Source organism: Streptomyces sp. NPDC085931 (genome assembly GCF_044540565.1).
In the GTDB taxonomy this organism is placed as follows: Bacteria; Actinomycetota; Actinomycetes; order Streptomycetales; family Streptomycetaceae; genus Streptomyces.
The window spans coordinates 247,294-274,026 of sequence record NZ_JBITSK010000006.1 but is presented as its reverse complement, the minus strand read 5'-3'; the positions used below and the strand labels follow the sequence as shown (position 1 = coordinate 274,026).

The 26,733-nt window shown below is 73.1% G+C and carries 20 protein-coding genes and 2 pseudogenes; 7 read left to right on the top strand and 15 right to left on the bottom strand.

Annotated features, from left to right (window positions below):
- Positions 1 to 5: 5 nt before the first annotated feature.
- Complete coding sequence (locus tag ACIGAN_RS14605) at positions 6 to 179, bottom strand: hypothetical protein (RefSeq protein WP_102913158.1); 174 nt, start codon at positions 177 to 179, stop codon at positions 6 to 8.
- A 457-nt stretch (positions 180 to 636) separates the two neighbouring features.
- Here ACIGAN_RS14605 and ACIGAN_RS14600 point away from each other — a divergent pair, with 457 nt between their 5' ends.
- Complete coding sequence (locus ACIGAN_RS14600) at positions 637 to 1,083, top strand: hypothetical protein (protein WP_365741573.1); 447 nt, start codon at positions 637 to 639, stop codon at positions 1,081 to 1,083.
- A gap of 10 nt (positions 1,084 to 1,093) precedes the next feature.
- Here ACIGAN_RS14600 and ACIGAN_RS14595 read toward each other — a convergent pair whose 3' ends face one another.
- From ACIGAN_RS14595 to ACIGAN_RS14570, 6 genes are all read right to left on the bottom strand, one after another.
- Positions 1,094 to 2,596, bottom strand: a complete 1,503-nt coding sequence (locus tag ACIGAN_RS14595) for an SDR family NAD(P)-dependent oxidoreductase (protein ID WP_365096415.1) — start codon at positions 2,594 to 2,596, stop codon at positions 1,094 to 1,096.
- Positions 2,597 to 2,699: 103 nt separating this feature from the next.
- A complete protein-coding gene (locus ACIGAN_RS14590; protein ID WP_399857498.1) occupies positions 2,700 to 4,043 on the bottom strand; it encodes a wax ester/triacylglycerol synthase family O-acyltransferase in 1,344 nt (447 codons plus the stop codon).
- 144 nt (positions 4,044 to 4,187) lie between these two features.
- Positions 4,188 to 6,806, bottom strand: a complete 2,619-nt coding sequence (locus ACIGAN_RS14585; RefSeq protein WP_399857495.1) for a PA14 domain-containing protein — start codon at positions 6,804 to 6,806, stop codon at positions 4,188 to 4,190.
- 101 nt (positions 6,807 to 6,907) lie between these two features.
- On the bottom strand, positions 6,908 to 8,128 hold the full coding sequence (gene glgC, locus ACIGAN_RS14580; protein WP_351351746.1) for a glucose-1-phosphate adenylyltransferase: 1,221 nt from the start codon (positions 8,126 to 8,128) through the stop codon (positions 6,908 to 6,910).
- A 51-nt stretch (positions 8,129 to 8,179) separates the two neighbouring features.
- A complete protein-coding gene (glgA, locus tag ACIGAN_RS14575) occupies positions 8,180 to 9,331 on the bottom strand; it encodes a glycogen synthase (RefSeq protein ID WP_399857492.1) in 1,152 nt (383 codons plus the stop codon).
- A gap of 39 nt (positions 9,332 to 9,370) precedes the next feature.
- Entirely contained in the window at positions 9,371 to 10,126 is a 756-nt protein-coding gene (locus ACIGAN_RS14570) for a (2Fe-2S)-binding protein (RefSeq protein WP_399857489.1), read from the bottom strand.
- Positions 10,127 to 10,335: 209 nt separating this feature from the next.
- Between ACIGAN_RS14570 and ACIGAN_RS14565 the strand changes: the two genes are divergently transcribed.
- The gene (locus ACIGAN_RS14565; RefSeq protein ID WP_399857486.1) at positions 10,336 to 11,475 is read left to right on the top strand and encodes a DMT family transporter; all 1,140 of its coding nucleotides are present in this window, start codon (positions 10,336 to 10,338) and stop codon (positions 11,473 to 11,475) included.
- Here ACIGAN_RS14565 and ACIGAN_RS14560 read toward each other — a convergent pair.
- Positions 11,465 to 11,863 (bottom strand): annotated as a pseudogene (locus ACIGAN_RS14560) (M23 family metallopeptidase); the annotation flags it as partial. The gene ACIGAN_RS14565 and the pseudogene ACIGAN_RS14560 sit on opposite strands and share 11 nt — an antisense overlap.
- Before the next feature lie 552 nt (positions 11,864 to 12,415).
- Positions 12,416 to 12,607: pseudogene (locus ACIGAN_RS14555) on the bottom strand (transglycosylase family protein); the annotation flags it as partial.
- Positions 12,608 to 13,057: 450 nt separating this feature from the next.
- Between ACIGAN_RS14555 and gndA the strand changes: the two are divergent.
- Positions 13,058 to 14,497: an NADP-dependent phosphogluconate dehydrogenase gene (gene gndA / locus ACIGAN_RS14550; protein WP_365741589.1), complete on the top strand. Its 1,440-nt coding sequence runs from the start codon at positions 13,058 to 13,060 to the stop codon at positions 14,495 to 14,497.
- A 576-nt stretch (positions 14,498 to 15,073) separates the two neighbouring features.
- On the opposite strand, the gene ACIGAN_RS14545 is transcribed toward gndA, so the two are convergent.
- Together ACIGAN_RS14545 and panD are read right to left on the bottom strand one after the other, a co-directional pair.
- A complete protein-coding gene (locus tag ACIGAN_RS14545; protein WP_365741604.1) occupies positions 15,074 to 15,508 on the bottom strand; it encodes a GNAT family N-acetyltransferase in 435 nt (144 codons plus the stop codon).
- Entirely contained in the window at positions 15,447 to 15,866 is a 420-nt protein-coding gene (gene panD / locus ACIGAN_RS14540; RefSeq protein ID WP_399857484.1) for an aspartate 1-decarboxylase, read from the bottom strand. The genes ACIGAN_RS14545 and panD overlap by 62 nt, the downstream gene beginning before the upstream one ends.
- A 221-nt stretch (positions 15,867 to 16,087) precedes the next feature.
- Between panD and ACIGAN_RS14535 the strand changes: the two genes are divergently transcribed.
- The gene (locus ACIGAN_RS14535) at positions 16,088 to 16,687 is read left to right on the top strand and encodes a hypothetical protein (protein WP_399857482.1); all 600 of its coding nucleotides are present in this window, start codon (positions 16,088 to 16,090) and stop codon (positions 16,685 to 16,687) included.
- Between the two features lie 17 nt (positions 16,688 to 16,704).
- On the opposite strand, the gene ACIGAN_RS14530 is transcribed toward ACIGAN_RS14535, so the two are convergent.
- Both ACIGAN_RS14530 and ACIGAN_RS14525 read right to left on the bottom strand, forming a co-directional pair.
- Positions 16,705 to 18,327, bottom strand: a complete 1,623-nt coding sequence (locus tag ACIGAN_RS14530) for a serine/threonine-protein kinase (protein ID WP_399857480.1) — start codon at positions 18,325 to 18,327, stop codon at positions 16,705 to 16,707.
- Positions 18,328 to 18,652: 325 nt separating this feature from the next.
- A complete protein-coding gene (locus tag ACIGAN_RS14525; protein WP_399857478.1) occupies positions 18,653 to 20,224 on the bottom strand; it encodes an FAD-dependent monooxygenase in 1,572 nt (523 codons plus the stop codon).
- A gap of 714 nt (positions 20,225 to 20,938) precedes the next feature.
- Between ACIGAN_RS14525 and ACIGAN_RS14520 the strand changes: the two genes are divergently transcribed.
- Positions 20,939 to 22,102, top strand: a complete 1,164-nt coding sequence (locus tag ACIGAN_RS14520; RefSeq protein ID WP_399857476.1) for a serine hydrolase domain-containing protein — start codon at positions 20,939 to 20,941, stop codon at positions 22,100 to 22,102.
- A gap of 178 nt (positions 22,103 to 22,280) precedes the next feature.
- Positions 22,281 to 22,937: an FMN-binding negative transcriptional regulator gene (locus tag ACIGAN_RS14515; protein ID WP_365096381.1), complete on the top strand. Its 657-nt coding sequence runs from the start codon at positions 22,281 to 22,283 to the stop codon at positions 22,935 to 22,937.
- Positions 22,938 to 23,033: 96 nt separating this feature from the next.
- On the opposite strand, the gene ddaH is transcribed toward ACIGAN_RS14515, so the two are convergent.
- On the bottom strand, positions 23,034 to 23,879 hold the full coding sequence (ddaH, locus tag ACIGAN_RS14510) for a dimethylargininase (protein WP_399857474.1): 846 nt from the start codon (positions 23,877 to 23,879) through the stop codon (positions 23,034 to 23,036).
- Positions 23,880 to 24,082: 203 nt separating this feature from the next.
- The gene (locus ACIGAN_RS14505; RefSeq protein WP_399857473.1) at positions 24,083 to 24,652 is read right to left on the bottom strand and encodes an LmbU family transcriptional regulator; all 570 of its coding nucleotides are present in this window, start codon (positions 24,650 to 24,652) and stop codon (positions 24,083 to 24,085) included.
- Positions 24,653 to 25,469: 817 nt separating this feature from the next.
- Between ACIGAN_RS14505 and ACIGAN_RS14500 the strand changes: the two genes are divergently transcribed.
- On the top strand, positions 25,470 to 26,591 hold the full coding sequence (locus ACIGAN_RS14500) for an IS701 family transposase (RefSeq protein WP_399857471.1): 1,122 nt from the start codon (positions 25,470 to 25,472) through the stop codon (positions 26,589 to 26,591).
- Positions 26,592 to 26,733 lie beyond the last annotated feature (142 nt).

The following is a 26,733-nucleotide window of genomic DNA, read 5'->3' as shown; positions in this document are numbered from 1 at the left end:
TCCGGTCAGTCGACGCTGGGCAGGATGTGGGGCTCCGCGAGGTCCTCCTCGTAGCCCGCGAGGCGGATGGGGGCCGACCGGGCCCACACGTCGAGGCTGCCGAGCTCGTCGACCCGTCGGCCGGCGCGCTCGCCGCGTTCCTTGGGGCGCTGATCGCGATTCGTCTTCTCCGGTGTCACCGCGCACTCCTTATGTGTCGGTCACCCTCGGGACGTACGCGCCGGTCCTGCTGCGCCTGACGCCCGCTCGGGCTATGTGTCATGTGCAGTTCGGACGCGGTGGCGCCGGTCGACTCACGGGAGAGCAGGCCGTGGTGTACCGGCTGGTCCCATGACGGACGTGGGTGTGGGTAGGACCCCGTGTGGCTGTCCGTCCGCATCAGGTTAACCACATGAGCGGGGCGCCGCTCGATGGGGCTGGAAACAACCGGTAACGATCGCGCGTCATCCGGTGTTCAACTCGGGTTTACGCACCGATTCGTTCACAAAAGAGGCACTCTGCGTATCACTCTTTCGGAGTACGCAGGCGGCGGCGCTTTCCGGCCGGTCGCGCCGTTCAAGTGCCGTTGGCCGCGGCGCAAGCCGGCCATGGTCTGCTGCCCGTACGGCAACGGCTGACGCGCGGGAGGACGGACGCATGGAACTGCGCAGCGTCGAGGAGCTGATGGACCTGCTGTACGCCTGCCGGGGCGCCCGGGACGTCCCGGAGCCCGGCCGGCCGCCGGTCGACCCGCACGACCACGCGCTGCGGACCGCCGCCCTGCTCCGCCGCGCCCACCCGGCCGACAAGGAGCTCCAAGTGGCGGGCCTGGTGCGGCCGGTCGGCCGGCTGCTGTGGCCCGGTGACCCCGCCGGGCGGGCCGGACGGACCGCCGACGCCGTGCGCGCCCTGCTCGGCGAGCGGGTCTCCCGGCTGCTGCGCGACCGTCCCGGCCGGGGCGTCCCGGCCGACGACCTGCTCGCCCTGCGCCAGGCCGCCGAGGAGGGGCGCACGGCCGGGTTCGACGCCGGGGTGCTGGAGGACTGGCGCACCGTGCTGGAGCTGCTGGCGGCGCGCAACTCCCGCCTGGGCGCCGTCGAGTGACGACCGGGCCCTACCACTTCCCCGGCGCGTAGTCCTTCAGGAAGACCCCGTACAGGTCCTCCCCCGCCTCGCCCCGCACGATCGGGTCATACACCCGGGCCGCGCCGTCGACGAGGTCGAGCGGCGCGTGGAAACCCGCCTCGGCGAGCCGCAACTTGTCGTAGTGGGGCCGCTCGTCCGTGATCCACCCGGTGTCGACCGAGGTCATCAGGATGCCGTCGGTCTGGAACATCTCCTGGGCGCTGGTCCGCGTGACCATGTTCATCGCGGCCTTCGCGGCGTTGGTGTTGGGATGCCCGGCTCCCTTGTACCCGCGGCCGAAGACCCCTTCCATCGCCGAGACGTTGACGACGTACGCGCGCTTGCTCCGCGCCTTCCTCGCCGCCTCGGCCATCGACGGGCGCAGCTTGCTGATGAGGATGAAGGGGGCCGTGTAGTTGCACAGCTGGGTCTCCAGCAGCTCCACCGGGGAGATCTGCTCGATGGTCTGCACCCAGGTGTTGGTGTCGACGACGTCGGGGACCAGGCCGCCCGCGTCGATCGCCGTGCCGTCCAGGTGCCGCTCCACGCTGGCGTTGCCGGCGACCAGGGCGAGGTCGGCGACCTGCTGCGCGTCCAGACCGCTGGTGCCGAGCGGCAGCGCGGCGAGGCCGTCCACCGCACCGGAGTTGAAGGCGCCGATGACGTGGTGGGCGGGCAGCTCCCCGGCGGGCAGCGGCGCGCTCTCGCCCTCGACCAGGGCGGCGTAGGCCGAGGGCAGGCGGCGGACGGTCTGGGTCGCGTTGTTGACCAGGATGTCCAGCGGCCCGGCCGCGGCGACCTGGTCGGCGAGGGCCACGGCCTGGGCCGGGTCGCGCAGGTCGATGCCGACGACCTCCAGGCGGTGCAGCCAGTCCGCGGAGTCGTCCATGGCCTTGAAACGGCGGATGGCGTCCTTGGGGAAGCGCGTGGTGATCGTGGTGTGGGCGCCGTCGCGCAGCAGCCTGAGCGCGATGTACATGCCGATCTTGGCGCGGCCGCCGGTGAGCAGGGCGCGCTTGCCGGTCAGGTCGGCGCGGACGTCGCGCTTCTCGCGGTTCACGCGGGCGCAGTCCGGACAGAGCTGGTGGTAGAAGTAGTCGACTTCCACGTAGCGCGTCTTGCACGTGTAGCAGGAGCGCGGGCGCTGGAGTATTCCCGCGATCCGGCCCTCCTCGGTGCGCGAGGAGGGCAGCAGGCCTTCGGTCTCGTCGTCGATGCGCTGGGCGGAGCCGGTCGCGGTGGCCTCCGTGACCGCCTTGTCGTGGGCGGTCTTGGCGGCCCGGCGCTCCTGGCGGCGGCGCTGCTTGACCGTGCGGTAGATGCCCGCGGTGGCCCGGCGCACGGCGATGGCGTCCGGGTGGTCGACGTCCAGCTTGTCGAGCTCGTCGAGCACGCTCAGGCAGACGGCCAGCCGCTCCGGGTCGATGCCGGGTCCGTACGAGTGCCCGCTCGCCTCGTCCATGGCCTGCGGGCCGTCCTCTGTCACCGTCATCGCCGCTGTGTTCCCTGCTCTGCCCTGGTGGCGCGCCGGCCGCGCCCGCTTTCGAACGGCGAATTTTACTTCAGCGCCGGGCCGCACCGCCAAACCCGCGCGCTCACGACCGGCAGGCCTCGGTCAGCGTCGCCGCCTCGGTGGAGACGGCGGCCGCGAACAGGTCGAGGTCGCGGACCGCCTCGCCGTCGGCCACGAGGCCGTAGTGGACGGCGCCGCGGTAGGTGGAGACGGCGACCGCGAGGGAGTGGCCGGGGGCCAGCGGGGCCAGCGGGAAGACGGCGGTGAGGGGATGGCCGCCGAGCTTCAGGCCGAGGCTGGGCAGGGGCACGCTGGTCACGAGGATGTCGAACCAGAGCCGGGCCGCCTGGCCGACCACGGGTCCGCCCAGCCGGTGGACGAGGGCGGGGACGTGGTCGGCGAGCAGGGCGACGGCGCCGGCGCCCCGGTTGGGGCCGGCGTCCTTGTTGCGGTCCATGGCGGTGCGGACCGAGGCGAGGCGGGCCAGCGGGTCCGCATCGTCCACCGGGAGCCGTATCAGGTACCCGGAGAGCCGGTTGCCCTGCGGGTGGGCGGTGCGCGGGCGGCGCTTGGAGACCGGGATCAGGGCCCGGGGCGCGACGCCCTCGCTGCCGTCGCCGCGCTCGTCGAGCCAGCGGCGCAGGGCGCCGGCGACGACGGCGATGAGGACGTCGTTGACGGTGCCGCCGACGCTCTTGCGGATCCGGTGCACGTCGTCGAGGTCGAGGACCGCTCCGGCGGTGCGGCGGGTGCCGCTCGGTTCGCAGGTGAGGGCGGGGGTGGAGCGCACGTCGAGGGAGGAGCGGGCGACGGAGGCGCCGATGTCCAGGGCGCGGGCGGCGTCGGAGAGGGCGCCGCGCATGAGGCCGGGCAGGTCGCGCACGTCCGGCAGCGGTCCGCGCGGCGGGGCGGCGGGGCGGGGCCGGGGCGTGGGCAGGTCCATCGGGTCCATGACGCCCGCGGCCAGGGTCAGCGCCCGCAGTCCGTCGGCGAGGGCGTGGTGGAACTTGAACAGCACCGCGAAGCAGTCCCCGTCCCGGCCGGGCAGCACATGGGCCTCCCAGGGCGGCCGGCCGCGTTCCAGCGGACGCCCCATGAGCCGTCCGGCCTCCGCGTGGAAGTCGGCGGCCGGGGCGTGCAGCCGGACGTGGTGCTGGGGGTCGAAGTCCGGGTCCGGCTCGCGTGCCGCCCCGCCGAAGGCGAGCGGGCGGCGCAGGGCGGAGGGCAGCGGCTGCCACACGTCGCGGATCCGCATGCGCAAGCCCGGGACACCGGCGGCGCGGGCGGCGAGGAGGTCCGCCGCGTGAGCGCCCGCGGCGGGCGAGTGCGCGGAGAAGATCCCGAGCGCGCCGAGGTGCATCGGGTGGTCGGCGGACTCGATGTTCCAGAACGCCAGGTCGAGAGGGGCGAGCAGATCAGCAGTCAAGAGCTTGCCTCGCGTGGACGACGGGTGGGTCAGCAGTCAATCGCTCCCAGCCGATTACGGTCAAGCACGATCACGCTACGTACAGTAAACAGCGGATGAAGTCCCGCCCCGGTGGAAGGGGCGGGACTCATGGTGCATGTGCCGTCAGTCCAGCACAGGTCGCGGCGCCGGGCACCCCGTGGGAGTCACCCGGGAGGCGTCACGGATCAGCGCCTCGTGCGCGGCCTTCAGCTGGGTCGTGTCGGGTTTCAGCACCGCGCGGTCGTAGGTGAGGAAGCCGTTCAGCTCGCCCTCGACGTCCGCGATCTGGGTGTACACGGCACCGTTGCTGCCCTTGCAGACCAGCGCCCGGACCTCGTCCAGCTTCTCCAGGTAGTCCTCGGTGTAGGTGGCCGGGTCGACGTCGACGTACGACTGCTGCACCGACCAGGCGTGGCCGGGCACCGCGAGGCCGAGACCGCCGTACTCGCCGCTGACCAGGGCGCGCTGCCCGTCGGGGCGGGGCGGCAGGGCCGGGCTCGGGTAGCCGTGCTCGTCCATGATGTCGCCGGTGCCGCCGTCGGCGCCGAGGTTCAGCCCGGACTGGCCGTTGACCAGGCGGGTGGGGTCCCAGGCCTTGGCCTGCTGGGCGATCCGGCCCACGTCGTACTGGCCCCAGCCCTCGTTGAAGGTGACCCACATGACGACCGAGGGACTGCTGCTGTGCTCGTCGATCATCTCCTTCAGCTCGCGCTCGTAGCGGGCGCGGGAGGTGGCGCTCGGGTTCACCCCGGCCGTCATCGCGGGCATGTCCTGCCAGACCAGCAGGCCGAGCCGGTCGGCCCAGTAGAACCAGCGGTCCGGTTCGACCTTGATGTGCTTGCGGACGGAGTTGAAGCCGAGCTGCTTGTGCGCCTTCAGGTCGTAGGCCAGGGCCTCGTCGGTGGGCGCGGTGTGCAGGCCGTCGGGCCAGAAGCCCTGGTCGAGGGTGGCCATCATGAAGACGGGCTCGCCGTTGAGGACCGTGCGCGGGACGCCGTTCACCTTCTCGACGGCGATGGAGCGCATGCCGAAGTAGCTGCCGACCCGGTCCGCTCCGACCGTCACCTTCAGCGTGTAGAGGAAGGGATCGTCCGGCGACCACAGGTGCGGGTCGCGGACGGTCAGCGTCAGCGGGCCGCCGGTGCGGCCGCCGGCGGTGGCCACCTTGCGCCGGCCGTCGTACGCCGTCGCCGTGACCGGTACGCCGTCCCGGACGCCCCGGACCTCCACGGTGACCTTCTCGCCGGCCACGTCGGGCGTGATCTTGAGGGAGTCGACGTGGTCGCGGGCGACCGGCTCCAGCCAGACCGTCTGCCAGATGCCGGAGGAGGGGGTGTACCAGATGCCGCTGGGGTCCAGGCGCTGCTTGCCGAGCGGCGGGTTCTCGCCGGAGGCGGCGTCGGTCGGGTCGTAGACGCCGACGATCAGCTCCTGGGTGCGGCCGGGCTCGAGCGCGTCGGTGATGTCGGCGCTGAACTTGTCGTAGCCGCCCTCGTGCGTGGCGACCTTCGTGCCGTTGACGTAGACCTCCGAGCGCCAGTCGACGGCGCCGAAGTTGAGCTCGAGCCGGCGGCCCGAGCCGATGTCCCAGTCGCGCGGGACGGTGAAGGTGCGGCGGTACCACATGCGGTCCTCGTGCCGCTCGATGCCGGAGAGCTGGGACTCCACCGGGTACGGGACCAGGATGCGCTCCTTCAGCGTCCTCCCGACGGGCGGCTGCTCGCCCTCCTCGGCGGCGGCGAACTGCCAGCGGCCGTTGAGGTTCTTCCAGGCGTCCCGGGTCAGCTGCGGACGCGGGTACTCCGGGAGGGCGTTGTCCGGTCCGACCTCGTCGGCCCAGCGCGTGCGCAGCTGGTGGGTCGAGTGGTTGGGGCCGGACGTCCAGAACGCGCTGACAACGTTGCCGTCGGTGTCGGTGAGGCCGCCCTCGCCGTCGTAGCGGACGTCGGCGTTGCCGCGTGCGGTGCCCGTCTTGTTGCCGACGACCGGCTCGTCGAGGGCGACCAGGAGGGCGGTGGGGTCGGACGGGTCCGGGCGGGCCGCGCCGAGGGGCCAGGCAGCGCCGCCGATCACGGCGGCCAAGTGGTCGGTGAAGTCCGCCGGGGGCGCGGCGAGAGGCTGGGCGAAGTCGAGCTTCAGGGTGCGGCCGGTGGACTGCACGGTGGCCGCGAGGGCACCGTCGTAGTCGAAGCCCTCGGGCAGGCGGAACGCCGACTGCGGGACGGGGGCCTTGGCGGCGCCGGGCGGGGTCCAGCGCAGGTGGAAGTTGGAGCCGCCGTAGTGCTCGAAGTACTCGACCTTGACGTCGTAGGCCCGGCCGGCGGTCAGGTCGACGGGCTCGGCGGTCTGTTCGCGGTCCCAGTCGTCGATCCAGTGGTCGATGGCGAGCCGGCCGTCGATCCAGAGGCGGAAGCCGTTGTCGGCGCTGACCGAGAAGGTGTGCGGCCCGGTCTTGTCCGGGACGATCTTCCCGGTCCAGCGGACGCTGACGTCGTCGGACTGTCCGGTGGTGAAGTTCAGGCGCGGTTCGAGGTTGTCGAAGTCGAGGTCCTGGTCGAAGGTCGTCGCCTTGAGGGTGTGGAAGTCGAAGGCGCCCGGGGCGGAGTGGGTGTAGTACTCGCCCTTGAGGCCGTGGATCTCGGCGGGGTCGTCCGCGAGCGCGGGGACCGCGCTCAGGCCCGTGAGGGCGAGGAGTGCGGCGAGCAGTAACGCGAGGCGGTTTCTGAGGCGTCGGGGACGCACGGAACCTCCATGCCAACGTTGTCATGTACAAGACGATGGCATGACAGCACGGATCGGGGGCTTCGTCCAGAGGCAGGACAAAGTCCCCCGGCCGCGTCTCGTCAGGTGACCAGCTGCCCCTTGCCCAGGGCGATGACGCCGCCCTTGGACACCGTGTACAGCTCCGCGTCCCGCTCGGGGTTGACGCCGATCGTCGCGCCCGGCGGCACCTCGACGTTCTTGTCGAGCACGGCGCCGCGCACCACCGCGCCCCGGCCGATGTGCACGTTGTCGTGCAGCACCGACCCCTGCACCACCGCCCCCGGGTCGACCACCACGCCCGGCGACAGCACGGACCGGGTGACCTGCCCCCGGATCAGGCAGCCGGCCGAGATGATGGATTCGCTGGCGATGCCGCCGGCGTTGAACCGCGCCGGCGAGAGCTGGTACGAGTGCGTGTAGATCGGCCAGCTGCGGTTGTACAGGTTGAACGCGGGCCGCTCCGCGATCAGGTCCATGTGGGCCTCGTAGTAGGCGTCCAGCGTGCCCACGTCCCGCCAGTAGCCCTGGTCGCGGGTGGTCTCGCCGGGCACGTGGTTGGCGCTGAAGTCGTACAGCGCGGCCTCGCCCCGGTCGGTGAGCTGGGGCAGGATCGAGCCGCCCATGTCGTGCACGGAGGACTCGTCCTCGGCGTCCCGCTTGAGCGCCTCGATGAGGGCCTTGGTGGTGAAGATGTAGTTGCCCATCGAGGCGAAGACGCAGTTCGGGTCGTCCGGGAGACCGGGTGGGGCGGACGGCTTCTCCAGGAAGCGCTCCACCGTCTGCCCGTCCGAGCCGGGCGTGATCACGCCGAACGACGAGGACTCCGTGCGCGGCACCCGGATCCCGGCGACCGTCACGCCCGCGCCGCTGTCGATGTGCTGGGCGAGCATCTGGCGCGGGTCCATGCGGTAGACGTGGTCGGCGCCGAAGACGGCGACGTACTCGGGGCGCTCGTCGTAGATCAGGTTCAGGGACTGCAGGATCGCGTCGGCGCTGCCCAGGTACCAGCGGGGGCCGAGGCGCTGCTGGGCGGGGACGGGCGTGACGTAGTTGCCGAGCAGGTTGGACATCCGCCAGGTGGTGGTGATGTGCCGGTCCAGCGAGTGCGACTTGTACTGCGTCAGGACGCAGATGCGCAGCACGTCGGCGTTGACCAGGTTGGACAGCACGAAGTCGACCAGGCGGTACGTGCCGCCGAAGGTCACCGCCGGTTTGGCCCGGTCCGCGGTCAGGGGCATCAGCCGCTTGCCCTCACCACCCGCCAGCACGATCCCCAGGACCGAAGGACCACCACCTCGCATGGCCGCTCCCCTCACGCCGATTTCCCGATGCCTGCCCCTGACCAGTACCCACTAAGCCTGTTTGACGATCTCCTCGTAGAGCCGGACCGTGCGGCGGGCCACCGCGTCCCAGCCGAACTCGCCGACCGCGCGCTCCCGCCCGGCCTCGCCCATCCGGCGGGCGGCCTGCGGATCGCCGAGCACGGTGTCCATGGCCCGCGCGAGCCCCGCCTCGAAACCGTCGCCGGCCGGGACGAGCAGACCGGTCCGGCCGTCGTCCACGACCTCGGGGATGCCGCCGACCGCCGAGGCCACCACCGGCGTGCCGCAGGCCATCGCCTCCAGGTTCACGATGCCCAGCGGCTCGTACACCGAGGGGCAGACGAACAGCGCGGCGTGCGTGAGGAGCTGGATGACCTCCGGGCGCGGCAGCATCTTCGGGATCCAGAACACACCGTCGCGGACCTCGCTCAGCTCCGCGAACAGCTCCCGGAACTCCCGGTCGATCTCCGGCGTGTCCGGTGCGCCCGCGCACAGCACGACCTGCGCGGCCGGGTCGATGTCCCGCACCGCGCGCAGCAGGTGCGGCACGCCCTTCTGGCGGGTGATGCGGCCGACGAACAGCACGTAGGGGCGGGAGCGGTCCAGGCCGATCCGGTCCAGGGCGTCCGTGCCGTGGTCGGGCCGGTACAGGCTCGTGTCGATGCCGTTGTGCACGACGTGGACCTTGTCCGGGTCCAGCGCCGGGTAGCAGGCGAGGATGTCCTCGCGCATGGCCCCCGAGACGGCGATCACCGCGTCCGCGGCCTCGATCGCGGTGCGCTCGGCCCAGCTGGACAGCTCGTAACCGCCGCCGAGCTGCTCGGCCTTCCAGGGGCGCAGGGGCTCCAGGGAGTGCGCGGTCATCACGTGCGGGATGCCGTACAGCAGCTTGGCGAGGTGGCCGCCGAGGTTGGCGTACCAGGTGTGGGAGTGGACCAGCTCGCGGCCCTGGAGGGCGGCGGCCATCGCGAGGTCGACGGAGAAGGTGCGCAGCGCGTCGTTGGCGCCGTCGAGCACGGACCAGGAGCGGTGGCGCAGCACACCGTCGGCGCGGCCCTCGCCCCAGCAGTGCACGTCCAGGTCGACCAGGGGTCTGAGCTCCCGGGCCAGGAACTCCACGTGGACGCCGGCACCGCCGTACACGTCCGGCGGGTACTCCCGGGTCAGCAGTCCGACGCGCACCCGCAACTCCCTGCTCTCAACGGCCGTTCCCTTTCATGGTCACCCAGAAGTGGCGCGTGGGGAAGAGCGGGGCGGCCGCGGGAAGCAGCAGTCGCCGCAGACGCCCCCGCCGGGCACCCGGTAGTACAGGCAGCAGCTGCGGCGCCGGAACGCCGTGCCGGTGAGCGTCCCGGCGCCGGTGAGCCGCGGGTGGGCGAGGAGGCGCGTGGCCAGGGAGCGGGCCCGGGCGGCGCTGCCGGGGCGGCCGTGACGCCCGGCCCAGCGGTCCAGCTCCCGGGCGGCGCCCGCCAGCGCCGAGGCGGCGTTGCCCCGCAGCAGGCCCGGGGCGAGGCGGTGCTGGGTGCGCAGGGCCGTCGCCAGCGGGGCGAGGTGCCCGTCCAGGACGACCTCGGCCAGGCGCTCCGGCTCCGCGGGCACCGGCCGTACGCCGGTCAGCCACAGGTCGTCGGGGGCGCTGCCGTCGGGGTCCCAGCGCAGGTTCCGGGCGTCCAGGTCGGGCAGGCCGCCGTACACCACCGCGCAGCCCAGGGCGATCGACCACAGCCGGGCCGCGAGCCCCTGGTGCGCCACGGAGGCGGCCACGCGCAGCTCCGGGGTGCCCAGGGCGTGGGCGACCTTGCGAACCCGGAAAATCAGGGGATTTCCGGCTACATCCGGTGCCCCGGAGGCGTAGGCCTGTGCGAGAGTGGGAAGAGGCCCGGCCGCCACCGCGTCCGTGCGCAGCACGAAGAAGCCGCCGAGCGGGCGGAGCGCGGCGAGGCCGGGGTCGAGGTCCACGAACAGCAGTAGTACCAAGGCCCCTAAGGGAAGCGACCCGGGGCCCCTGACTTTCGTCGCCCACCCTGGGGATGACGGGGTTCCCCTCGTACTCCATCGGCAGTAGGACCCAATGAGTGCTCAGGGACGACGACGGGAAGACCCGGACACGGCAGGGTGTTGGACATGAAAGCCGACCATTCGCCGCGCCGGGCCGAGCGCCCCCGCCAGACGCAGAGGAGCAGCCGATGAGCGCCCTCGCGTTGTCCGTCGTGCTCTCCCTCGTCTCCGCGGTCGCCTACGCGGGCGGGGCGATCGTGCAGGAGCGGGTGGCGGAGTCCTCGCCGGGCGAGCAGTACGCTCCGCTGCGCCGGCCGGGCTGGTGGGCGGCGGTCGCGCTGAACGGCGCGGGCGGTCTGCTGCACGTGGTGGCGCTGGCCTACGGCCCGCTGAGCCTGGTGCAGCCGCTGGGCGCGCTGACCATCGTGGTGGCCCTGCCCATGGCCGCGCTGTTCGTCGGCCGCAGGGCCGGTGCCACGGCGTGGCGGGGCGCCATCATGGCGACGGTCGGTCTCGCCGGTCTGCTGTCCTTGGTCGCCGCGTCCGACGCGCAGTCGCTGAACGCGGCCGAGCGGGTGGCCGTCGCGCTGGTCACCGCGGGGGTCGTCGTCGCGCTGATGATCGCCGCCCGGGCCGCGCACCGGCACCCGGCGGTCCGCAGCATGCTGCTGGCCACCGCGTCCGGCATCGCGTTCGGCATGTCCTCGGTGTTCACCAAGACGGTGGCCGTCGACTGGACCGGCGGGGTGTCGGCGACGGACCTGCCGTCCCTCGCCGTGATCGGTGTCCTGGCGACGGCGGGCATGCTGCTGTCGCAGGCCTCCTACAAGGGCGCCGGGCTGACGGCGCCGCTGGCGACGCTGACGGTGGTGAATCCGGTCGTCGCCGCCGCGGTCGGCATCACGATGTTCGGCGAGACGTTCCGCTACGGCACCGCGGGCACCGTGCTCGCCCTGGGCTGTGGCGTGGTGGCCGCCGGCGGCCTGATCCTGCTGACGACGGAGCGGCTCGCGCAGGACCGCACCGGGAACGAGCGGGACGTGAACCTGGACCTGGACCTGCACCGGCAGGAACGCGTGGGCGACGTGCTCGTGAAGGACGGGCTGGTGGACGACGTGCTCGCGAAGGGCGGCCTCGTGGACGACGTGCTCGTCGTGGAGGACGTGCTCGTGCCGGGGGCGCCCGCCGTCCCGGGCGGCGCGTACGAGAGCGGGGTGCCGCCGGTGCCCGCCGGTGACGAACGCCCGCTCTCCTACGTGCCCTTCCACGGCATCCCGTACGTGCCGATGCCGGCCGTGGACCGGCACCGGGTACGGATCAGATCCTGACGCCGCCGGCCCTCAGGTACGCCACCGGGTCGACGTCCGAACCGAAACCGGGCCCCGTCCGCACCTCGAAGTGCAGATGCGGGCCCGAGCTGTTGCCCGTGGAGCCCGAGCGGCCGATGCGCTGCCCGGCGCTCACCGTCTGCCCGTCCCGCACGGAGATCGCCGACAGGTGCGCGTACTGGCTGTAGCGGCCGTCGCCGTGCCGGATCACCACCTGGTAGCCGAACGAGCCGCCCCACCCGGCGCTGACCACGCTGCCCGCCGCGACCGACTTGACGGAGGTGCCGGTGGGCACGGGGAAGTCGATGCCGGTGTGGTAGCCCTTCGACCAGGCCGACCCCGCCTTGCGGTAGGGCGTGCCCAGGGAGGCGCTGACGGGGGCGACGAGACCCTGCCGGGTGGCCGTGGACCGGGCGGCCCGCTCCTTGCCCGCCTCCTTCGGCCGGTCCTTGGCCCGCTCCTTCGTACGGTCCCCGGCGCGCTCCTTCGTCCGGCCCTCGGCGCGCTCCTTCGCCGGCCTCTCCGGCTTCGCCGACGGGGCCGGGCGGTGCTCGGGCCGCGTCTTCGTGGCACCCGCGCCGCGCAGGGCGAGCCGCTGGCCGGGCACGATGAGGTCGGGGTCGCCCCCTATCGTCGCGCGGTTGGCGGCGTACAGGCCGCGCCAGCCGCCCCGGATCTCGCGGTCGTCCGCGATGCCGGAGAGGGTGTCGCCGTGAACCACCGTGTACATCTCGGCGCTGCCCGCGCGGGACTGCGGTGTGGACTGCGGCCGGACCTCCTCGATGGAGGTCTTCTTCTTCGTCTCGCGCTGCTTCGTGCGCTCGGCGGCCGGCCTGATGTCCGGCTCGCCGCCGCCCCGGGTCAGTCCGGCCCGCACCGAGCACACCGGCCAGGCGCCCGGTCCCTGCCCGTCGAGCACCTTCTCGGCGACGGCGATCTGCTGGTCCTTGGTGGCCAGGTCCGCGCGGGCCGCGTAGGCCCGGCCGCCGTAGGCCTCCCAGGTGGACTGGGTGAACTGCAGCCCGCCGTAGAACCCGTTGCCGGTGTTGATGTTCCAGTCGTTGCTCGACTCGCAGGCGGCGACCTTGTTCCAGGTGTCGACGTCCGCCGCCTGGGCGGTGCCGGCGCCCATGAACGGGAGCGCCATGCCCGCGCCGCCCGCGGTGACCGTGAGTGAGGCGCGGTTGATCCTGTTCGGCTGATACCGGCGGTGCCGGCCGCGTACGGCCATCGAAAGCCCCCCTAGACATGCGTCAGGAGGGGCAAAAGTAAGCGCTGCGAACCGGCCAGAACAAGACGCCTATCGGCCGCCCGGGGGTTCACATGGCCGGTATGGGGCCCCTGTTGCGCGACGTGCGCCCCGGCGGTGCATCGCGTACGCCACGCGGTGCGCGGGTGCGGCGCGCGCGGGGACGCGCACCTCGGCTGAGTGCGGGAGGGGCTGCCGTGCGTATCGTCCTGCGCGACGTCGTACGACCCGCGCGTGCGGACGGGGTGGCGGCACGCCAGGATGGTCGGCGGGGGTCACGCCGGCGGGTACCCGCCGGCAGCACCGGTACCGAGGTCTTTAGGAGCGAACCGAATGAGCAGTACAGCGCAGATCGGCGTCACGGGCCTTGCGGTCATGGGCCGCAACCTCGCCCGCAACTTCGCCCGCAACGGCTACACGGTCGCGGTGCACAACCGGACGCCCTCGCGCACCCACGCGCTGGTCGAGGAGTTCGGCGGCGAGGGCGAGTTCATCGCGTGCGAGAGCGCGAAGGACTTCGTGGCCGCGCTGGAGCGGCCCCGCCGCCTGGTCGTGATGGTGAAGGCCGGTGACCCGACGGACGCGGTGATCCGGGAGTTCGCGCCGCTGCTGGAGCCCGGCGACATGATCATCGACGGCGGCAACGCGCACTTCGCCGACACCCGGCGCCGGGAGCGGGAACTGCGCGAGCAGGGCATCCACTTCGTCGGCATGGGCGTCTCCGGCGGCGAGGAGGGCGCGCTGAACGGCCCGAGCATCATGCCGGGCGGCCCCAAGGAGTCCTACGACTCGCTGGGCCCGATGCTGGAGAAGATCTCCGCCAAGGCGGCGGACGGCACGCCGTGCGTCTCCCACGTCGGCCCGGACGGCGCCGGGCACTTCGTGAAGATGGTGCACAACGGCATCGAGTACGCGGACATGCAGCTCATCGGCGAGGCGTACCAGCTGCTGCGGGACGTCGCCGGGTACTCCCCCGCCGAGATCGCCGACATCTTCCGCACCTGGAACCAGGGGCGTCTCGACTCCTACCTGATCGAGATCACCGCCGAGGTGCTGTCCCACGTGGACGCGGAGACGGGCAAGCCGTTCGTGGACGTGGTGGTGGACCAGGCCGAGCAGAAGGGCACCGGACGCTGGACCGTCCAGATCGCCCTCGACCTCGGGGTCCCGGTCTCCGGCATCGCGGAGGCCGTCTTCGCCCGCTCGCTCTCCGGCCACGCCGCCCTGCGGGAGGCCTCGCGCGGGCTGGCCGGCCCGAAGGCGAAGCCGCTCGGCGAGGCGGAGGCCCGGGCCTTCGCCGACCGGGTGGAGCAGGCGCTGTACGCGTCGAAGATCGTGTCGTACACGCAGGGCTTCCACGAGATCGACGCGGCCCGGGGCGAGTACGGCTGGGACATCGATCTCGGCGCGGTGTCGGCGCTGTGGCGCGGCGGCTGCATCATCCGGGCCGCGTTCCTGGACCGTATCCGCGCGGCCTACGACGCCCGGCCGGACCTGCCGAGCCTGCTGTCGGACGACACGTTCGCGCGGGAGATCGCGGACGCCCAGGACGACTGGCGCGAGGTGCTGGTCGCCGCGACCCGCCAGGGCGTGCCGACGCCCGGGTTCGCCGCGGCGCTCGCCTACTACGACGCCCTGCGGGCGGAGCGGCTGCCGGCGGCGCTGACGCAGGGGCAGCGGGACTACTTCGGTGCGCACACCTACCGGAGGGTGGACCGGGACGGGTCGTTCCACACGCTGTGGGGCCAGGACCGCTCGGAGGTCACGGCGTAACGCTCACGCGCCGACCGGGTACGGGCCGGGGCCGGCGGACGCCTCGCGGGGCTGTCCACCGGCCCCGTTCTCGTGCCGGGGTCACGCCGGGGTCATGCCGGGGTCACGCCGTGGTCCAGGAGAGCGGCGGCCCGGGTTCCGGGTTGGGCACGGGGTCCGGTCCCGGAGGGATCGGGGACGGGTCGGGGCCCGGCGGGGGCTGCGGGTTCGGCACCGGGTCGGGGCCGGGCGGCGGGGTCGGGCCCGGGGGCGGGGTGGGTGACGGGGGCGGCGGCGTCGGCTCGGGGCCGGGCGGGGGCTGCGGGTTCGGCACCGGGTCGGGGCCGGGCGGCTCGGGCGGCCGGGGATCCGGGCCCGGTGTCGGTGCCGGCGGCACGGGGTCGGGATACGGGTTCGTCATCATGTCCTCCAGCCAGTGGGACGACTCCGGCTCTGGATCACTCCCCCGCCTACCCGGCACCCGCCGGGGCAGTCACTCCGGGGCGGGACGGGAGAGGGCCAGGTGGAGGCAGGGGACGCCGCGGCCTCGTGGAGGAGGCCCGCCCCGGCGTGAGGCCGGGGCGGTGCTGAGGATGGTCAGAAACGGCCGGGGTGGGCCCGCAGCCAGTCCTTCGCCGCCGCCAGCAGGGGCTCGCCCGCCGGCGGGGCCTCGTCGGGGTGGCGCTCGGCCCACCTGGCGACGTAGGGGCACAGCGGGGCGACCGCGCTCCGTTCGCGCGCGGCGATGGCGTACAGCTCGCGCGCCAGTGAGCCCGCGATGCCCTTGCCCTCGTGGGCCGGCTCCACGATCGTGTGGACGGGCACGAGGGCGCGCTCGGGGCTGTCGAGCACGAAGTACTCGATGCGGCCGAGGACTTCACCGTCGGCCACCGCCTCCAGACGGCCCGCCTCCCGGTCGTCACGGATCTCCGGGTCGCTCATGGAACGCTCCTGCTCCTGTCGTCTCGCCTCAGGCCCCGACGGCCTGCGGGCTGCGCTGCTGGTCCGAGCCGGGCACCGGCTCGGACGGATCCGCGCCCAGGCCCACGATCCGGTTGTCGCGGTCCACGTGCACGACCCGCGGCGCGAGTGCCCGCGCCTCGGCGTCCGTCACCTGGGCGTAGCTGATGATGATCACGAGGTCACCGGGGTGAACGAGATGGGCCGCTGCCCCGTTGATCCCGATCACGCCGGAGCCGCGCTCGCCCGCGATGACGTACGTCTCCAGGCGGGCGCCGTTGGTGATGTCCACGATGTGCACGAGTTCGCCGGGCAGCAGATCGGCGGCGTCGAGCAGATCGGCGTCGATCGTCACGGATCCCACGTAGTGCAGGTCGGCCTGGGTGACGATGGCGCGGTGGATCTTCGACTTGAACATGGTACGCAGCATGGAGAAGCTCCCGACTCGTCTGCTCCCTGCCCGCTTTGTGCAGGTCAAGGGCGTGCTTCGGAGCGTACAACGGTTCGCGGGAGCGGTCAGCCGTCCGCGGGTGTTCCAGGGCTCACACCGGTGCGCCGGTGCCCGCGCGGGCGGCTTCCGTCCCGTCCCTCACCTGGCACCATGGGGGGAGCGGCGGAGAGGCAGCCGTTTCGCGAGGGGGGCCTGAGGCAGTGCCACGTCAGAATCCGGCCGACGATCACCTGCACGCCCTGCACCGGCAGGGCTGGGACGCCGCGTGCTCGCTGCACCGGCACCTGCGCAACGGAGGGGAGTTGGCCCCTGTCGCCACTCCGGGTGTGCTGCTGGAAGTGGGTGAGGTCGCGTACGGCGACGTGGCCGCGCACTACGCGCGCTTCTACGGCATGAACGTGAGCTACGACCAGCGTTCGGGTTTCTACTTCGGCTCGCCGCTGTTCGTCGCCGCCGGTCTGGTCGGGGACGCGGTCGCCAACAGCAGCGCCCGCAACCGGGCACAGGCGATGGCGCAGGCGCAGTGGCGCGACTTCTCCCCGTGCCGCGCGATCCTCACCGACCGTCGGATGCTGCTGCACGTCGCGGCCGAGAACCGCTGGGTGTCGCTGCGGCACCACGAGATCATCAGCTTCCTGCCGGTGCTCGACCAGTGGGCGCTGTTCACCGACTACCAGCAGTGGGAGCCGATGCGGCTGGCCGGGCCGACCGTGCCCTGGCTGACCGCCGCGACGATCTCCGTGCTCAACCGGGGCCGCTCGGAGTACCAGCAGCTCCCTCCGCTGCCGTTGCCGGACTGAGGCCGTCCCTCGTCAGGTCATCGGCCGCGCCGCAGCGTTCCGCTGTCGCCCACGCCCTTCACCTCGTAGCGCAGGCTGTCGCCGCCCGCGGGGGTCAGGACGATGTCGACCTCGTCGACGCAGTTCATCGGGCTGCTCTCCTCGGTGATCTCCTCCCGGACCTGGACCGAGCGCCCGGTGTCCATGGTGAGGATCCAGCGGCCGCTGCACGCCAGTGACGGGTACTCGACGGTGGCCACCTGGTCGCCGATCTTCCCGCCCTTGTAGTCGAGCTCGATCGAGTAGAGGTCGTCGTCCGGTTCGCGCACGTTGCCGGTCCAGCGGCCCTCGTAGGCGGCGGGGTCGGTCTTCGGGGAGCCCGCCGAGGAGGTTCCCCCCGACGCGCCGGACGTCCCGGAGCCGTTGCGGTCGTCGTCCCCTCCGAGGCCGGTGAGGTTCACGGCCAGGACGACGGCGAGCACGGCGACGGCGGCCGAGACGACCAGCACGCGGCCGGACCGGCCCGGGCGGCGGCCGCCCGGCGGGAAGCCGCCCGGTACCGGCGGCATCGGCGGTGTGGTGAGGGTCGCCCCCGGTGCCCGCCCCGGCGGCGCGGGGGTCGGGGTGGGCGCCGGGGGCATCGGCACCGGTGTCGGCACACCCGGCGGCGGGGGCGGGACGCCCACGCCGTGCGCGGTCGGCAGCGCGTGCACGGCGTCACCGCCCCGGCCCCCGGAGGGCCGGTCGACGCGGGTCGGCGGCGGTTCCTCCAGGTCCAGCAGGCCGGAGGCGTGCCGGCCCAGCTCCATCATCAGGGCGCCCGGAAGCCACGCGGCCGGGTCGGCCTGTGCCGTGGCCGCCTGCGCCGTCGTGACGATGTCGGACAGCGGGATCCGGTCCTCGGGCCGCTTGGCGAGGCAGCGGGTCACGAACGCGGCCAGCGACGCGGGTACGCCCGTCAGGTCCGGTTCGTCCTCGGTGACCCGCAGCATGACGGCGTGGGCGCCGCTGTCCGGGCTGCCGAACGCCTGCCGGCCCGTGGCGGCGAACACCAGCACCAGTCCGAGGCTGAACACGTCGCTCTGCCCGGTGACCTCACCGCCCAGGATCTGCTCGGGCGACATGAACCCCGGGGAGCCGACCATCGCGCCGGTGCGGGTCAGCACACTGGCGTCCGCGGCGCGGGCGACCCCGAAGTCGATCACCCGGGGGCCGTTGACGGTCAGCATGACGTTGGACGGTTTGAGGTCCCGGTGCACCAGCCCGCAGGCGTGGATGCTCTGCAGCGCTCGGGCCAGGCCGGACGCCAGATGCCACACCGACTGCTCCGGCAGCGGGCCGCAGATCTCGGTCACCGCCTGGTGCAGCGTGGGTCCGGCGACATAGCCGGTGGCCACCCAGGGCGTGTCCGCCTCGGTGTCGGCGTCCAGGACCGGGGCCGTCCACTCTCCGCCGACCCGCCGCGCCGCGGCGACCTCCGCGCGGAACCGGCGGCGGAACTCGGCGTCGTACGCCAGCTGCGGGTGGACCAGCTTCACGGCGACCGTGCGCCCTCGCTGCGACCTCCCGAGGTACACCTGCCCCATGCCCCCGGCCCCGAGGCGCCGGAGCAACCGGTAGTCCCCGACCTGCGTGGGATCGCCGGACCGCAAGTTCTCCATGACCGCTCAGTCCCCCTGTATGGCGTCGCCCGCGCGCCCGGCCCCGCCCCGCGCCGAGAGCCGGGGCGCGGGTGCGCGCGGTGCCGGGCCGAGCGTGTCGCCGCGGCCCGCGCTCATTACAGCATCACCGGCTGCGGGCGCGGGCGTTACTCGGCGGTTCGGGTCCGCCGGGGCGCGACGGCGGGCCGGCCGCGCTGCGGGGAGGGGGACTCCGCCGAAGCCGCGCTGCGGGGAGGGGGACTCCGCCGAAGCCGCGCTGCGGGGAGGGGGACTCCGCCGAAGCCGCGCGGTGGGGTGCGGAGCGTACGGCGGCTGCCGGGTTGCGTCAGCCGTCTGCCGGGCCCGGGATCGCCGTCGGCCTGTGGGGGCCGGGCCGGGGCGGACCGCACCAGGTGGTGAGAGCGGTGCGCAGCGCGGCGGTGTCGGGGACGGTCTCGGTCCCGGCCACCCAGGCCACGTGCCCGTCGGGGCGGATGAGCAGGGCACCGGGAGCCGGGATCTCGTCGTGGGACGGGACGGCCCAGTACGCGTCCTCGCACCGCGCCTCGACGACGTCGACGCGGTCGGCCCACTCCCGCGCGGCCGCGCCGAGGCCGGTCGCGCCGAGGCCGGTGGTGCCGCGCAGGTCGAGCAGGACCGGCCGGGCGGCGTGCAGCAGCTCGTACACGCGCGTGGCACCGTCGGATGTCTTCAGGCCGGCGTCCGGCACCCGGCGGCCCGCCAGCGGGTGCCGGCCCCCGACCGGGTAGCGGATGTCCAGGGCGGTGAGCATGTCCCGCAGCCGCCGGTTGACGTCGTCGTAGACCAGCAGTGAGGCGAACACCTCGCGCAGCGCGTCGGTCTGGGCGCCCGGGCGGGTCAGGGCCGCCTGCGCCCGGGTGTTCTGCAGGACCCGCTCCCCCACGGGATGGCGTTCGGCGTGGTAGGTGTCCAGCAGGGTCTCCGGTGCGCGGCCGTGCACCACCGCGGCGAGTTTCCAGCCCAGGTTGACCGCGTCCTGCACGCCGGTGTTCAGGCCCTGGCCGCCGGCCGGGAAGTGGATATGCGCCGCGTCGCCCGCGAGCAGGACGCGGCCGGACCGGTAACGGGCGGCCTGCCGCGCGGCGTCCCCGAACCGGGAGATCCAGCGCGGGTTGCGCATCCCGTAGTCGGTACCCGCCAGCTTGATCAGGGACTGCCGGAGCTGTTCGAACGTGGCGGGTTCGTCGCGGTCGGCGACACGGTCGTAGTCGGACGTGATCACCCGGTACCAGCCGGGCTCGAAGGAGATCGCCGAGTACTCGCCGGTCGCGCAGCGCCTCGCCCAGACGTACTCCTCGGGCAGATCGGGGAGTTCGACGTCGCCGATCATCGCGGTCATGGTCGCCGGAGTGCCGGGGAAGGCGATGCCCACCAGTTTGCGCACCGCGCTGCGGCCGCCGTCGCAGCCCACCAGGTAGCGGGCGCGCAGCGGTTCGGACGCCGCCTCGGGCGTGCGCAGCCCGACGCTCACGCCGTCCCCGTCCTGCTGCACCCCGGTCACCTCGGCCGACCAGCGCACCCGGACGCCGAGTTCGGCCGCCCACTCCTCCAGCAGTCGCTCGACCGTCGACTGAAGGATCATCAGCGGAAGCGGATGCCGGGATTCCAGTCCGTCGAAGTCCAGCATGAGGCCGGAGAAATGGCCGACCGGCGTCAGTTCACCGGCTGCCAGGAAGCGGTCCAGAACGCCCCGCTGGTCCAGCACTTCCAGGGTGCGGCAGTGCATCCCGCCGGCCCGGGACTCCCCCGTGCGCCGCGCGAGCCGGTCGACCACCGTCACCTCGACGCCCGCCAGCCGCAGTTCGCAGGCGAGCATCAGGCCGGTCGGCCCGGCGCCCGCGATCACCACGTCGGTGTCCCTGCCCTCGTGTCCCACGCCGTCTCCCCCCGCGCTCACGCTCCCTGCGACGTCCGCGGAGCACCACCACGGTCACGGACGGCCGATCGGGCGGTCAAGACGACCGCGGGCCGCGCGGGGCGCGCCCGTGCCGGACGTTTGCGCCGTGCGTCGCGGCTCGTCCCCCGGCCCGGTTCCCTTCCCCGTGGCGTGTCCCGTCGGCGGGACGGGGCCGCGGTGGCCGGACGGGCCCGATTCCGTTGCCGGGGCGGGGCGGGGTGTGGTCTCGTGGTGCCGCTCACCGGGGCGGCACGACGGCCGGCCGAAGCCGGTGCCTCCCCTCCGCCGCCGGCGGTCCCGGCCACGGGACCGGCCCTCACCGGCCCTCACCAACCCTCACCGGCGCCCACGGCCGAACGCACGGGGCCTGCCACGTCGGCCGGCCGGCAGCCGTCCGTGCACGGCACCGCCCAGGGCGCCAGCGCCTTTTGGGCGCGCCTCCCGGTCGGGGTCCTGCCGTGTGCCCGGCGGGACGGCGGACCGGGGGCGGTCCCGCCCCGCACCCGATGGGACGGCGGACGCGGGCCGGGCGGTGCCCCGTGGACGCACCGGGATCCGGTGCCGCCCGAGCCGCCCCCGACGCCCCGCCACGCCGCCCGGTCCCCCGCCCGCGCCGAGGTCCCCGCCCGGCGCCCGCGGGCGCCGTCGAGCGACTCACCGCACAGCCGATGACGAACGACTCCAGGAGCACGCATGACGATTCGCAAGCGCCTCAAGGCCGGCACGGTCGCCCTGGCGGCGGCCACCGTGCTGGTGGCCACCGCCTTCACGGCTCCCGCCCGGGCGTCGCAGGACACCCCTGCCGCGGCGGCCGGCCACGAGGCCACGCAGCGGGCACTGGACGCGGCCGTGGCAGCCGGTGTCATCGGCGTCACCGCCCAGGTGCGGGACGCCGACGGCGTGTGGTCCTCGACAGCCGGCGTCGGTGACCTGAGGACCGGCGCACCGCGCGGCAGACACGACCGGTTCCGCGTGGGCACCATCACCGACACGTTCGTGGCGACCGTCCTGCTGCAGATGGAGGCGGAGCGGCGGCTCCGCCTCGACGACACCGTCGAGCGCCACCTGCCCGGACTGGTGCGCGGCAACGGCAACGACGGCCGCCGCATCACCGTGCGGCAGCTGCTCAACCACACCAGCGGCCTGTTCGACTACCTCGCCGACGAGCAGTACGTCGCGACGTATCTGACGGGTGAGGGGTTCCTGCGGCACCGCTACGACACGGTGACGCCCGAGCAGCGGGTGAGGGTGGCCCTGGCGCACGAGGCGCCGTTCCCGCCCGGCGCGCGGCACTGGTTCTCCCACACCAACGACATCCTGGCCGCGCTGATCGTCGAGAAGGTCGCGGGCCGGCCCTACGAGGACGAGGTGCGCGAGCGGATCATCGAACCGCTGGGGCTCAAGGCGACGTCCCACCCCGGCGAGGACGCCGCCCTGCCCCGGCCGAGCAGCCGCGGCTACGCCCGGCTCTTCCCCTCGGAGCCCGACCGGGTCGACGACGTGACCGAGATGAACGGATCCCAGGGCTGGGGCGACGGCGACATCATCTCCAGCGCCGGCGACCTGAACCGGTTCTACCGGGCCCTGATGAGCGGAAAGCTGCTGCCGCCGCGGCAGTTGAAGGCGATGCGGACCACGGTCGACAACCCCGACTTCCCCGGCTCGTCCTACGGGCTCGGCATCGAACGCTTCACCACGAACTGCGGCGTCCCGTTCTGGTACCACGACGGGGGCATGCCGGGCTGGATCACGCTGGCCGCCACCACCCAGGACGGCGGCCACCAGATCACCGTCAACTACAACAGCAGCTGGGGGGCCCAGACCGTGCTTGCCGTCCTGGAGGCCGAGTACTGCTAGGCGGCGGGGCCGCCGCCGCTCCGCCGTGCTCCTGCAGCACCTTCGCGAAAAGGCCCGGAAAGGCCTCGAAAAGAACTCGGAAAGAACTCGGAAATGCGCCGTCCCCGTACGGTGCGCCCACAGCCGGAAACCGTGGAACGGCTTCCGGAAAACTACCACGGAGGAGTGTGATGTCCGGGTGTTCGTTCCCCGTCACTATCGCGAACCGGACGGTTCCTGGATAGCCGACCTGATCCGCCGGAATCCCCTGGCGCTGGCGGTGATCAACGGAAGTGCCGACGAAGGTCCCTTCGCCACGCACCTTCCCGTGATTCCCGACCCCGCCACGGCCCGCGACTGGCCCGACGACCTGGTGGGCGCCACACTGCTGGGGCACATGAACCGGGCCAACCCCCACTGGCGGGCGCTGAGCACGGGGGACGTCGTCCTGCTGGCCTTCACCGGCCCCCACGCCTATGTCTCACCGGCGCTGTACGAGACCTCACCGGCCGCTCCGACCTGGAACTTCACCTCGGCCCATGTGCGCGGCGTGGTCGAGAAGATCGACTCGCTGGAGGAGACGCTCGACGTCGTGCGGGCCACCGCGCTGTCCTTCGAGGACCGCTTCGGGGCCGGCTGGGACCAGTCGGAGTCGCTCGACTACTTCCGCAGCATCGTCGGCGGCGTCGGCGCCTTCCGGATCGCGGTGACGGACGCCCAGGGCATGTTCAAACTCAGCCAGGAGCAGCCCGCTGACGTGCGCGAGCGGGTGCAGAAGTCCTTCGGCGGGCGCGAGTGCGGCCGGCACCGGGAGACGGCGGACCTGATGGACAGGCTGCCCCGCCCGGGGCTCTGAGGCGCACCGGCCGGGACCCGGCGCCCCGGCCGTCCGGCCCCGCCGAAGGGCCCGGCTCCCCGCGGGGAGCCGGGCCCTTCGGACGCTTCCGCCGTCCTAGCGGGTCCGCAGTTCGAGCGTGCAGCACTTGACGCTGCCGCCCGCCTTCAGCATCTCGGTCAGGTCGGCCCCGACGGGTGTGTAGCCGTGCTCGCGCAGTTGCGCCGCCAGCCCGACGGCCTGGCGCGGCAGGACGACGTTGCGGCCGTCCGACAGCGCGTTGAGGCCGAAGACGGCGGCGTCGGGCTCGCCGGCCAGGACGGCGTCGGGGAAGCGCTCGGACAGCAGCGCGCGGCTCTGCGCGGAGAACGCCGCCGGGTAGTACATGACGTGCCCGTCGTCGAGCACGGCGAGCGCGGTGTCCAGGTGGTACCAGCGCGGGTCGACGAGCGTCAGACTCAGCACGGGGCGGCCGAAGAACTCGCGCACCTCGTCGTGGGCCCGGGGGTCGGACCGGAAGCCGGTCCCCGCCAGGATCTCCCCGCCGGCGAACAGGAAGTCCCCCTCGCCCTCGTTGACGTACTCGGCCTGCCGGACCTCGGACCAGTCGCCGCGGCCGAACCACTCCAGGTACGCCCGGGCCTCGTCGGTGCGCTGCGGGTGCCGGAACCGGGCGACGAGGACCTTGCCGTCGACGACGACGGCACCGTTGGCCGCGAACACCATGTCCGGCAGTCCGGGCACCGGATCGATGAGTTCCACCTCGTGCCCGAGGCCGACGAACACGTCGTGCAGCCGTTTCCACTGGCCGAGGCCCACCTCGGTGGAGGTGGGCCTGCCGGGATCCATCCAGGGATTGATCGAGTACGTGACGTCGAAGTGCGTGGGGCGGCACATCAGATAACGGCGCGGCGACGCGGCGCGGACCCTGCCCGCGGCATTCTCCACATGCGTGTGCGACATTTCGCTCCCGTCTTTCCTGCAGCAATGGCTGACACAGTGAAGCAGCACAGGAAGGACCTGGGGAGCGCGATCGCCGTCGAATGCGGCGGCGCTCGTCGGGGGCGCGTCCGGGGTTTTGGCGGGGCGTTCCGTCGCGGGAGCGGAGGGCGCTGTCCCGCCGACGGGACAGCGCGCCGGAGCCGGTCCGCGGGCCGCGGGGGCCGCTACTCCAGGGACAGGCGCCGGGCGGGGTCCTCCAGCAGCCGGCTGGCGGCCGCGTCGAGCGTGGCCATCACCCAGTCCTCCAACTCGATGCCCGCCTGCACCGCCGCCTTGTGCCACCACTGCAGCCGGTTGTCGGGCACGGCGAGCCGGCGCGTCGTCGCCGCGACGTCCGGCTGCGGCGAGGCGCCCTCGCGTTCACTGCGGATGGCGTTGCGCAGTTGCTTGGTGCTCCACCGCATGTGTTCGGCCCGGTCCAGCCAGGTCTCCTGCTCCTCGACGGGCAGCGAGGCCAGCTCCGCGTGGTGCTGGAAACTGAGGGCGGAGCGCCGCCGGTCCAGGTCGAACCGCCGGGAGACCCAGGCGTAGTTGCGCAGTGTCTGGTATTGCAGGCCGGCGGCCCGGATGCCCCGCTCGTAGCGGTCGGCGTAGTGGGCCTTGCCGTACACGAGCCAGTCGCCCAGCCACCAGGACGAGGAGTTGAGCAGCCCGGAGAGCTGGCGTCCGGCGTTCTCCCACTCCTCGAAGGCGAGTCCGGCGGGGATGTGCAGACCCACGTTCGTGGTGAGCACCTGTTCGCGCCGCTGCTCCGCTCCCCTGCTTCTGCGGCTGTGCGAGGGGGTTCCCGCGGGTCTGCCGAATATGACCGTCTTGGGTTCCGAGCATTCCTCGACCTGATTCGCCATCATGCCCCCGTGTCGACGTGCTGGTACACCGATTGGTTTCGCGTGATTGCCTCCCTCGACCGTGGAGGCATTCACGTCGTTCATGGCACGCGTACAAAGAACGTCGGCCACGTTCCGCCACCGAATGGCGTCGACCCGAGAAAGTCGATAATGACCGGATCTCGGTGTCGGCGGGACGGCCACCTGCTGCGGCCTTGAGTAGATCCCAGCCGCGGCACCAGTTCAAGGATCTTGGCACCATCGGGTACTACTTTGCGGAGTTCGAACGTTCTCTTGACGCCGCACTGCGGCCACGGATGGCGTGATGTGGGGGTAGGCAGCACGCCGCGGGACAGTCAACACACCCGCTCCGACCTGCATCTGATGGCCTGTCAGCCACGTGCCGGGACCGGTCCGGGCCCGGCCGACGGCCGTGATTCGCCCCCTGCGGCCGGGGGGCGGGCGGCGTGGGCGCGGGTATCGGGGCGGTGCCGGGGTGCGCGACCGCGCCGGTCCCCTCTCCGTCGACGGCCACGCCGCGCGCCATCGGAGGTGCCAGATCAAGCCATCCGGCTCGACGGTGGCGCCACTGTGAAGCGCGTCCTACACTCAACCTTCACATGGCCAGAAAACTCGGGGGAGTTGTCGCGGAATGGAAACGGCCCTACCGCACTCTTCGTCGCTTCCACGTCATGCGACGGACACCACGGATTCAGATTCGACGTTGGAACACTTCAGCAGGACGATCTTCAAGAGCTTACGCCGGATCGATCAACGCAAGTGCGCCCACGCCTATCTGAGTGGATTACTGGCCACACCGGGCAAGAAGACGGTCCGCAGGATTGCGGCCGGAATATCCCGTGATCCGGCCGTCGTCCAGTCGCTGCGCCAGTTCGTCAGCCTCAGTCCGTGGCACTTCGACGACGTGATGGAGGAGATCACCCACTGGGTGGCGCGCCGGCAGCCCGGGGCCGTGTGGTCCATCGGCCGGGCCGTCCTGCCCAAGAGGGGCGACAAGTCGGTGGGCGTCCACCGCCGCTTCGACCTGCACTCGGGCCGTACGCTCAACTGCCAGCTGGGGCTGGGCTCCTTCCTCCATGTGGGGACGGCGCAGATCCCGGTCGACTGGTCCCTGTACCTGCCGCGGGCCTGGACGCAGGATCCCGAACGGCGCCGCGACGCGCGCATGCCGGACTCCGAGCAGTACCTGCCGACCTGGGCCCACGCGCTCCGGCTCGTCGACCGGCTGTCGGCCCGTCTGGACGCGCCGTCCGCCGTGGTCCTCACCGACATGAGCAACGAGCCCGACGTGGGATACCTGGTGCGCGGGCTCGCCATGCGGCGCCGGGACGTCGTCGTCGCGGTGCCGCCGCAGCTGGCCGTGGTCCCGGTCGGCGAGGCCTCCCCCGGACCGGTCAGCGCGCGGAGCCTGCTCCGCGGGCCGGGACCGGAGGGCGACGCCCCCGCCCCGGCCGACGGGTCCCAGCGGGCAAGTGGCCCGCCCTCGGTGCTGGTTCACCTGCCGGGCAGTTCCGCGGGACACGCGCCCGGACCTCTGTACCGGCTCTTCGCGAGCGGGGGCGACACCGGCACGACGGGCCGGCTGTGGCTGACGAGTCTGGTGCACCACTCCCCCGGCGCGGTCGCGGCGACCGCCGCGCTGACGGGTGGGACGACGGCCGTGCTGGATGCCCTGAGGCAGGACTTCGGGCTGCTGGACTTCGCGGGGCGTTCGTTCCCGGGCTGGTACCACCACATGGCGCTGATCTCCGCCGCGTACACCTTCCGCGGCCTGCACGGTGCCGGTGTGCCCGCGCACCGCAGGCCGGCGCTGCGGCTGCCCTAGCGGCGCGGCGGCTGCCCCAGCGGCGGGGGGGGGGGGGGGGGGGGCCCCCCGGGGGCCGGGCCCCGGCGGGGGCCCGGCCGGGGGGGGGCCGGGGGGCGGGGGGCCCCGAACAGGCCCCCCCCCACCCGGGGGGCGGGGGGGC

What these genes read in the sequence shown, in the direction of transcription:
- ACIGAN_RS14600 (WP_365741573.1), top strand. Translation starts at nt 637, where the DNA reads ATGGAACTGCGCAGCGTCGAGGAGCTGATGGACCTGCTGTACGCCTGC.
- ACIGAN_RS14595 (WP_365096415.1), bottom strand. Translation starts at nt 2,596, where the DNA reads ATGACGGTGACAGAGGACGGCCCGCAGGCCATGGACGAGGCGAGCGGG.
- glgC (WP_351351746.1), bottom strand. Translation starts at nt 8,128, where the DNA reads ATGCGAGGTGGTGGTCCTTCGGTCCTGGGGATCGTGCTGGCGGGTGGT.
- ACIGAN_RS14565 (WP_399857486.1), top strand. Translation starts at nt 10,336, where the DNA reads ATGAGCGCCCTCGCGTTGTCCGTCGTGCTCTCCCTCGTCTCCGCGGTC.
- gndA (WP_365741589.1), top strand. Translation starts at nt 13,058, where the DNA reads ATGAGCAGTACAGCGCAGATCGGCGTCACGGGCCTTGCGGTCATGGGC.
- panD (WP_399857484.1), bottom strand. Translation starts at nt 15,866, where the DNA reads ATGCTGCGTACCATGTTCAAGTCGAAGATCCACCGCGCCATCGTCACC.
- ACIGAN_RS14530 (WP_399857480.1), bottom strand. Translation starts at nt 18,327, where the DNA reads ATGGAGAACTTGCGGTCCGGCGATCCCACGCAGGTCGGGGACTACCGG.
- ACIGAN_RS14520 (WP_399857476.1), top strand. Translation starts at nt 20,939, where the DNA reads ATGACGATTCGCAAGCGCCTCAAGGCCGGCACGGTCGCCCTGGCGGCG.
- ddaH (WP_399857474.1), bottom strand. Translation starts at nt 23,879, where the DNA reads ATGTCGCACACGCATGTGGAGAATGCCGCGGGCAGGGTCCGCGCCGCG.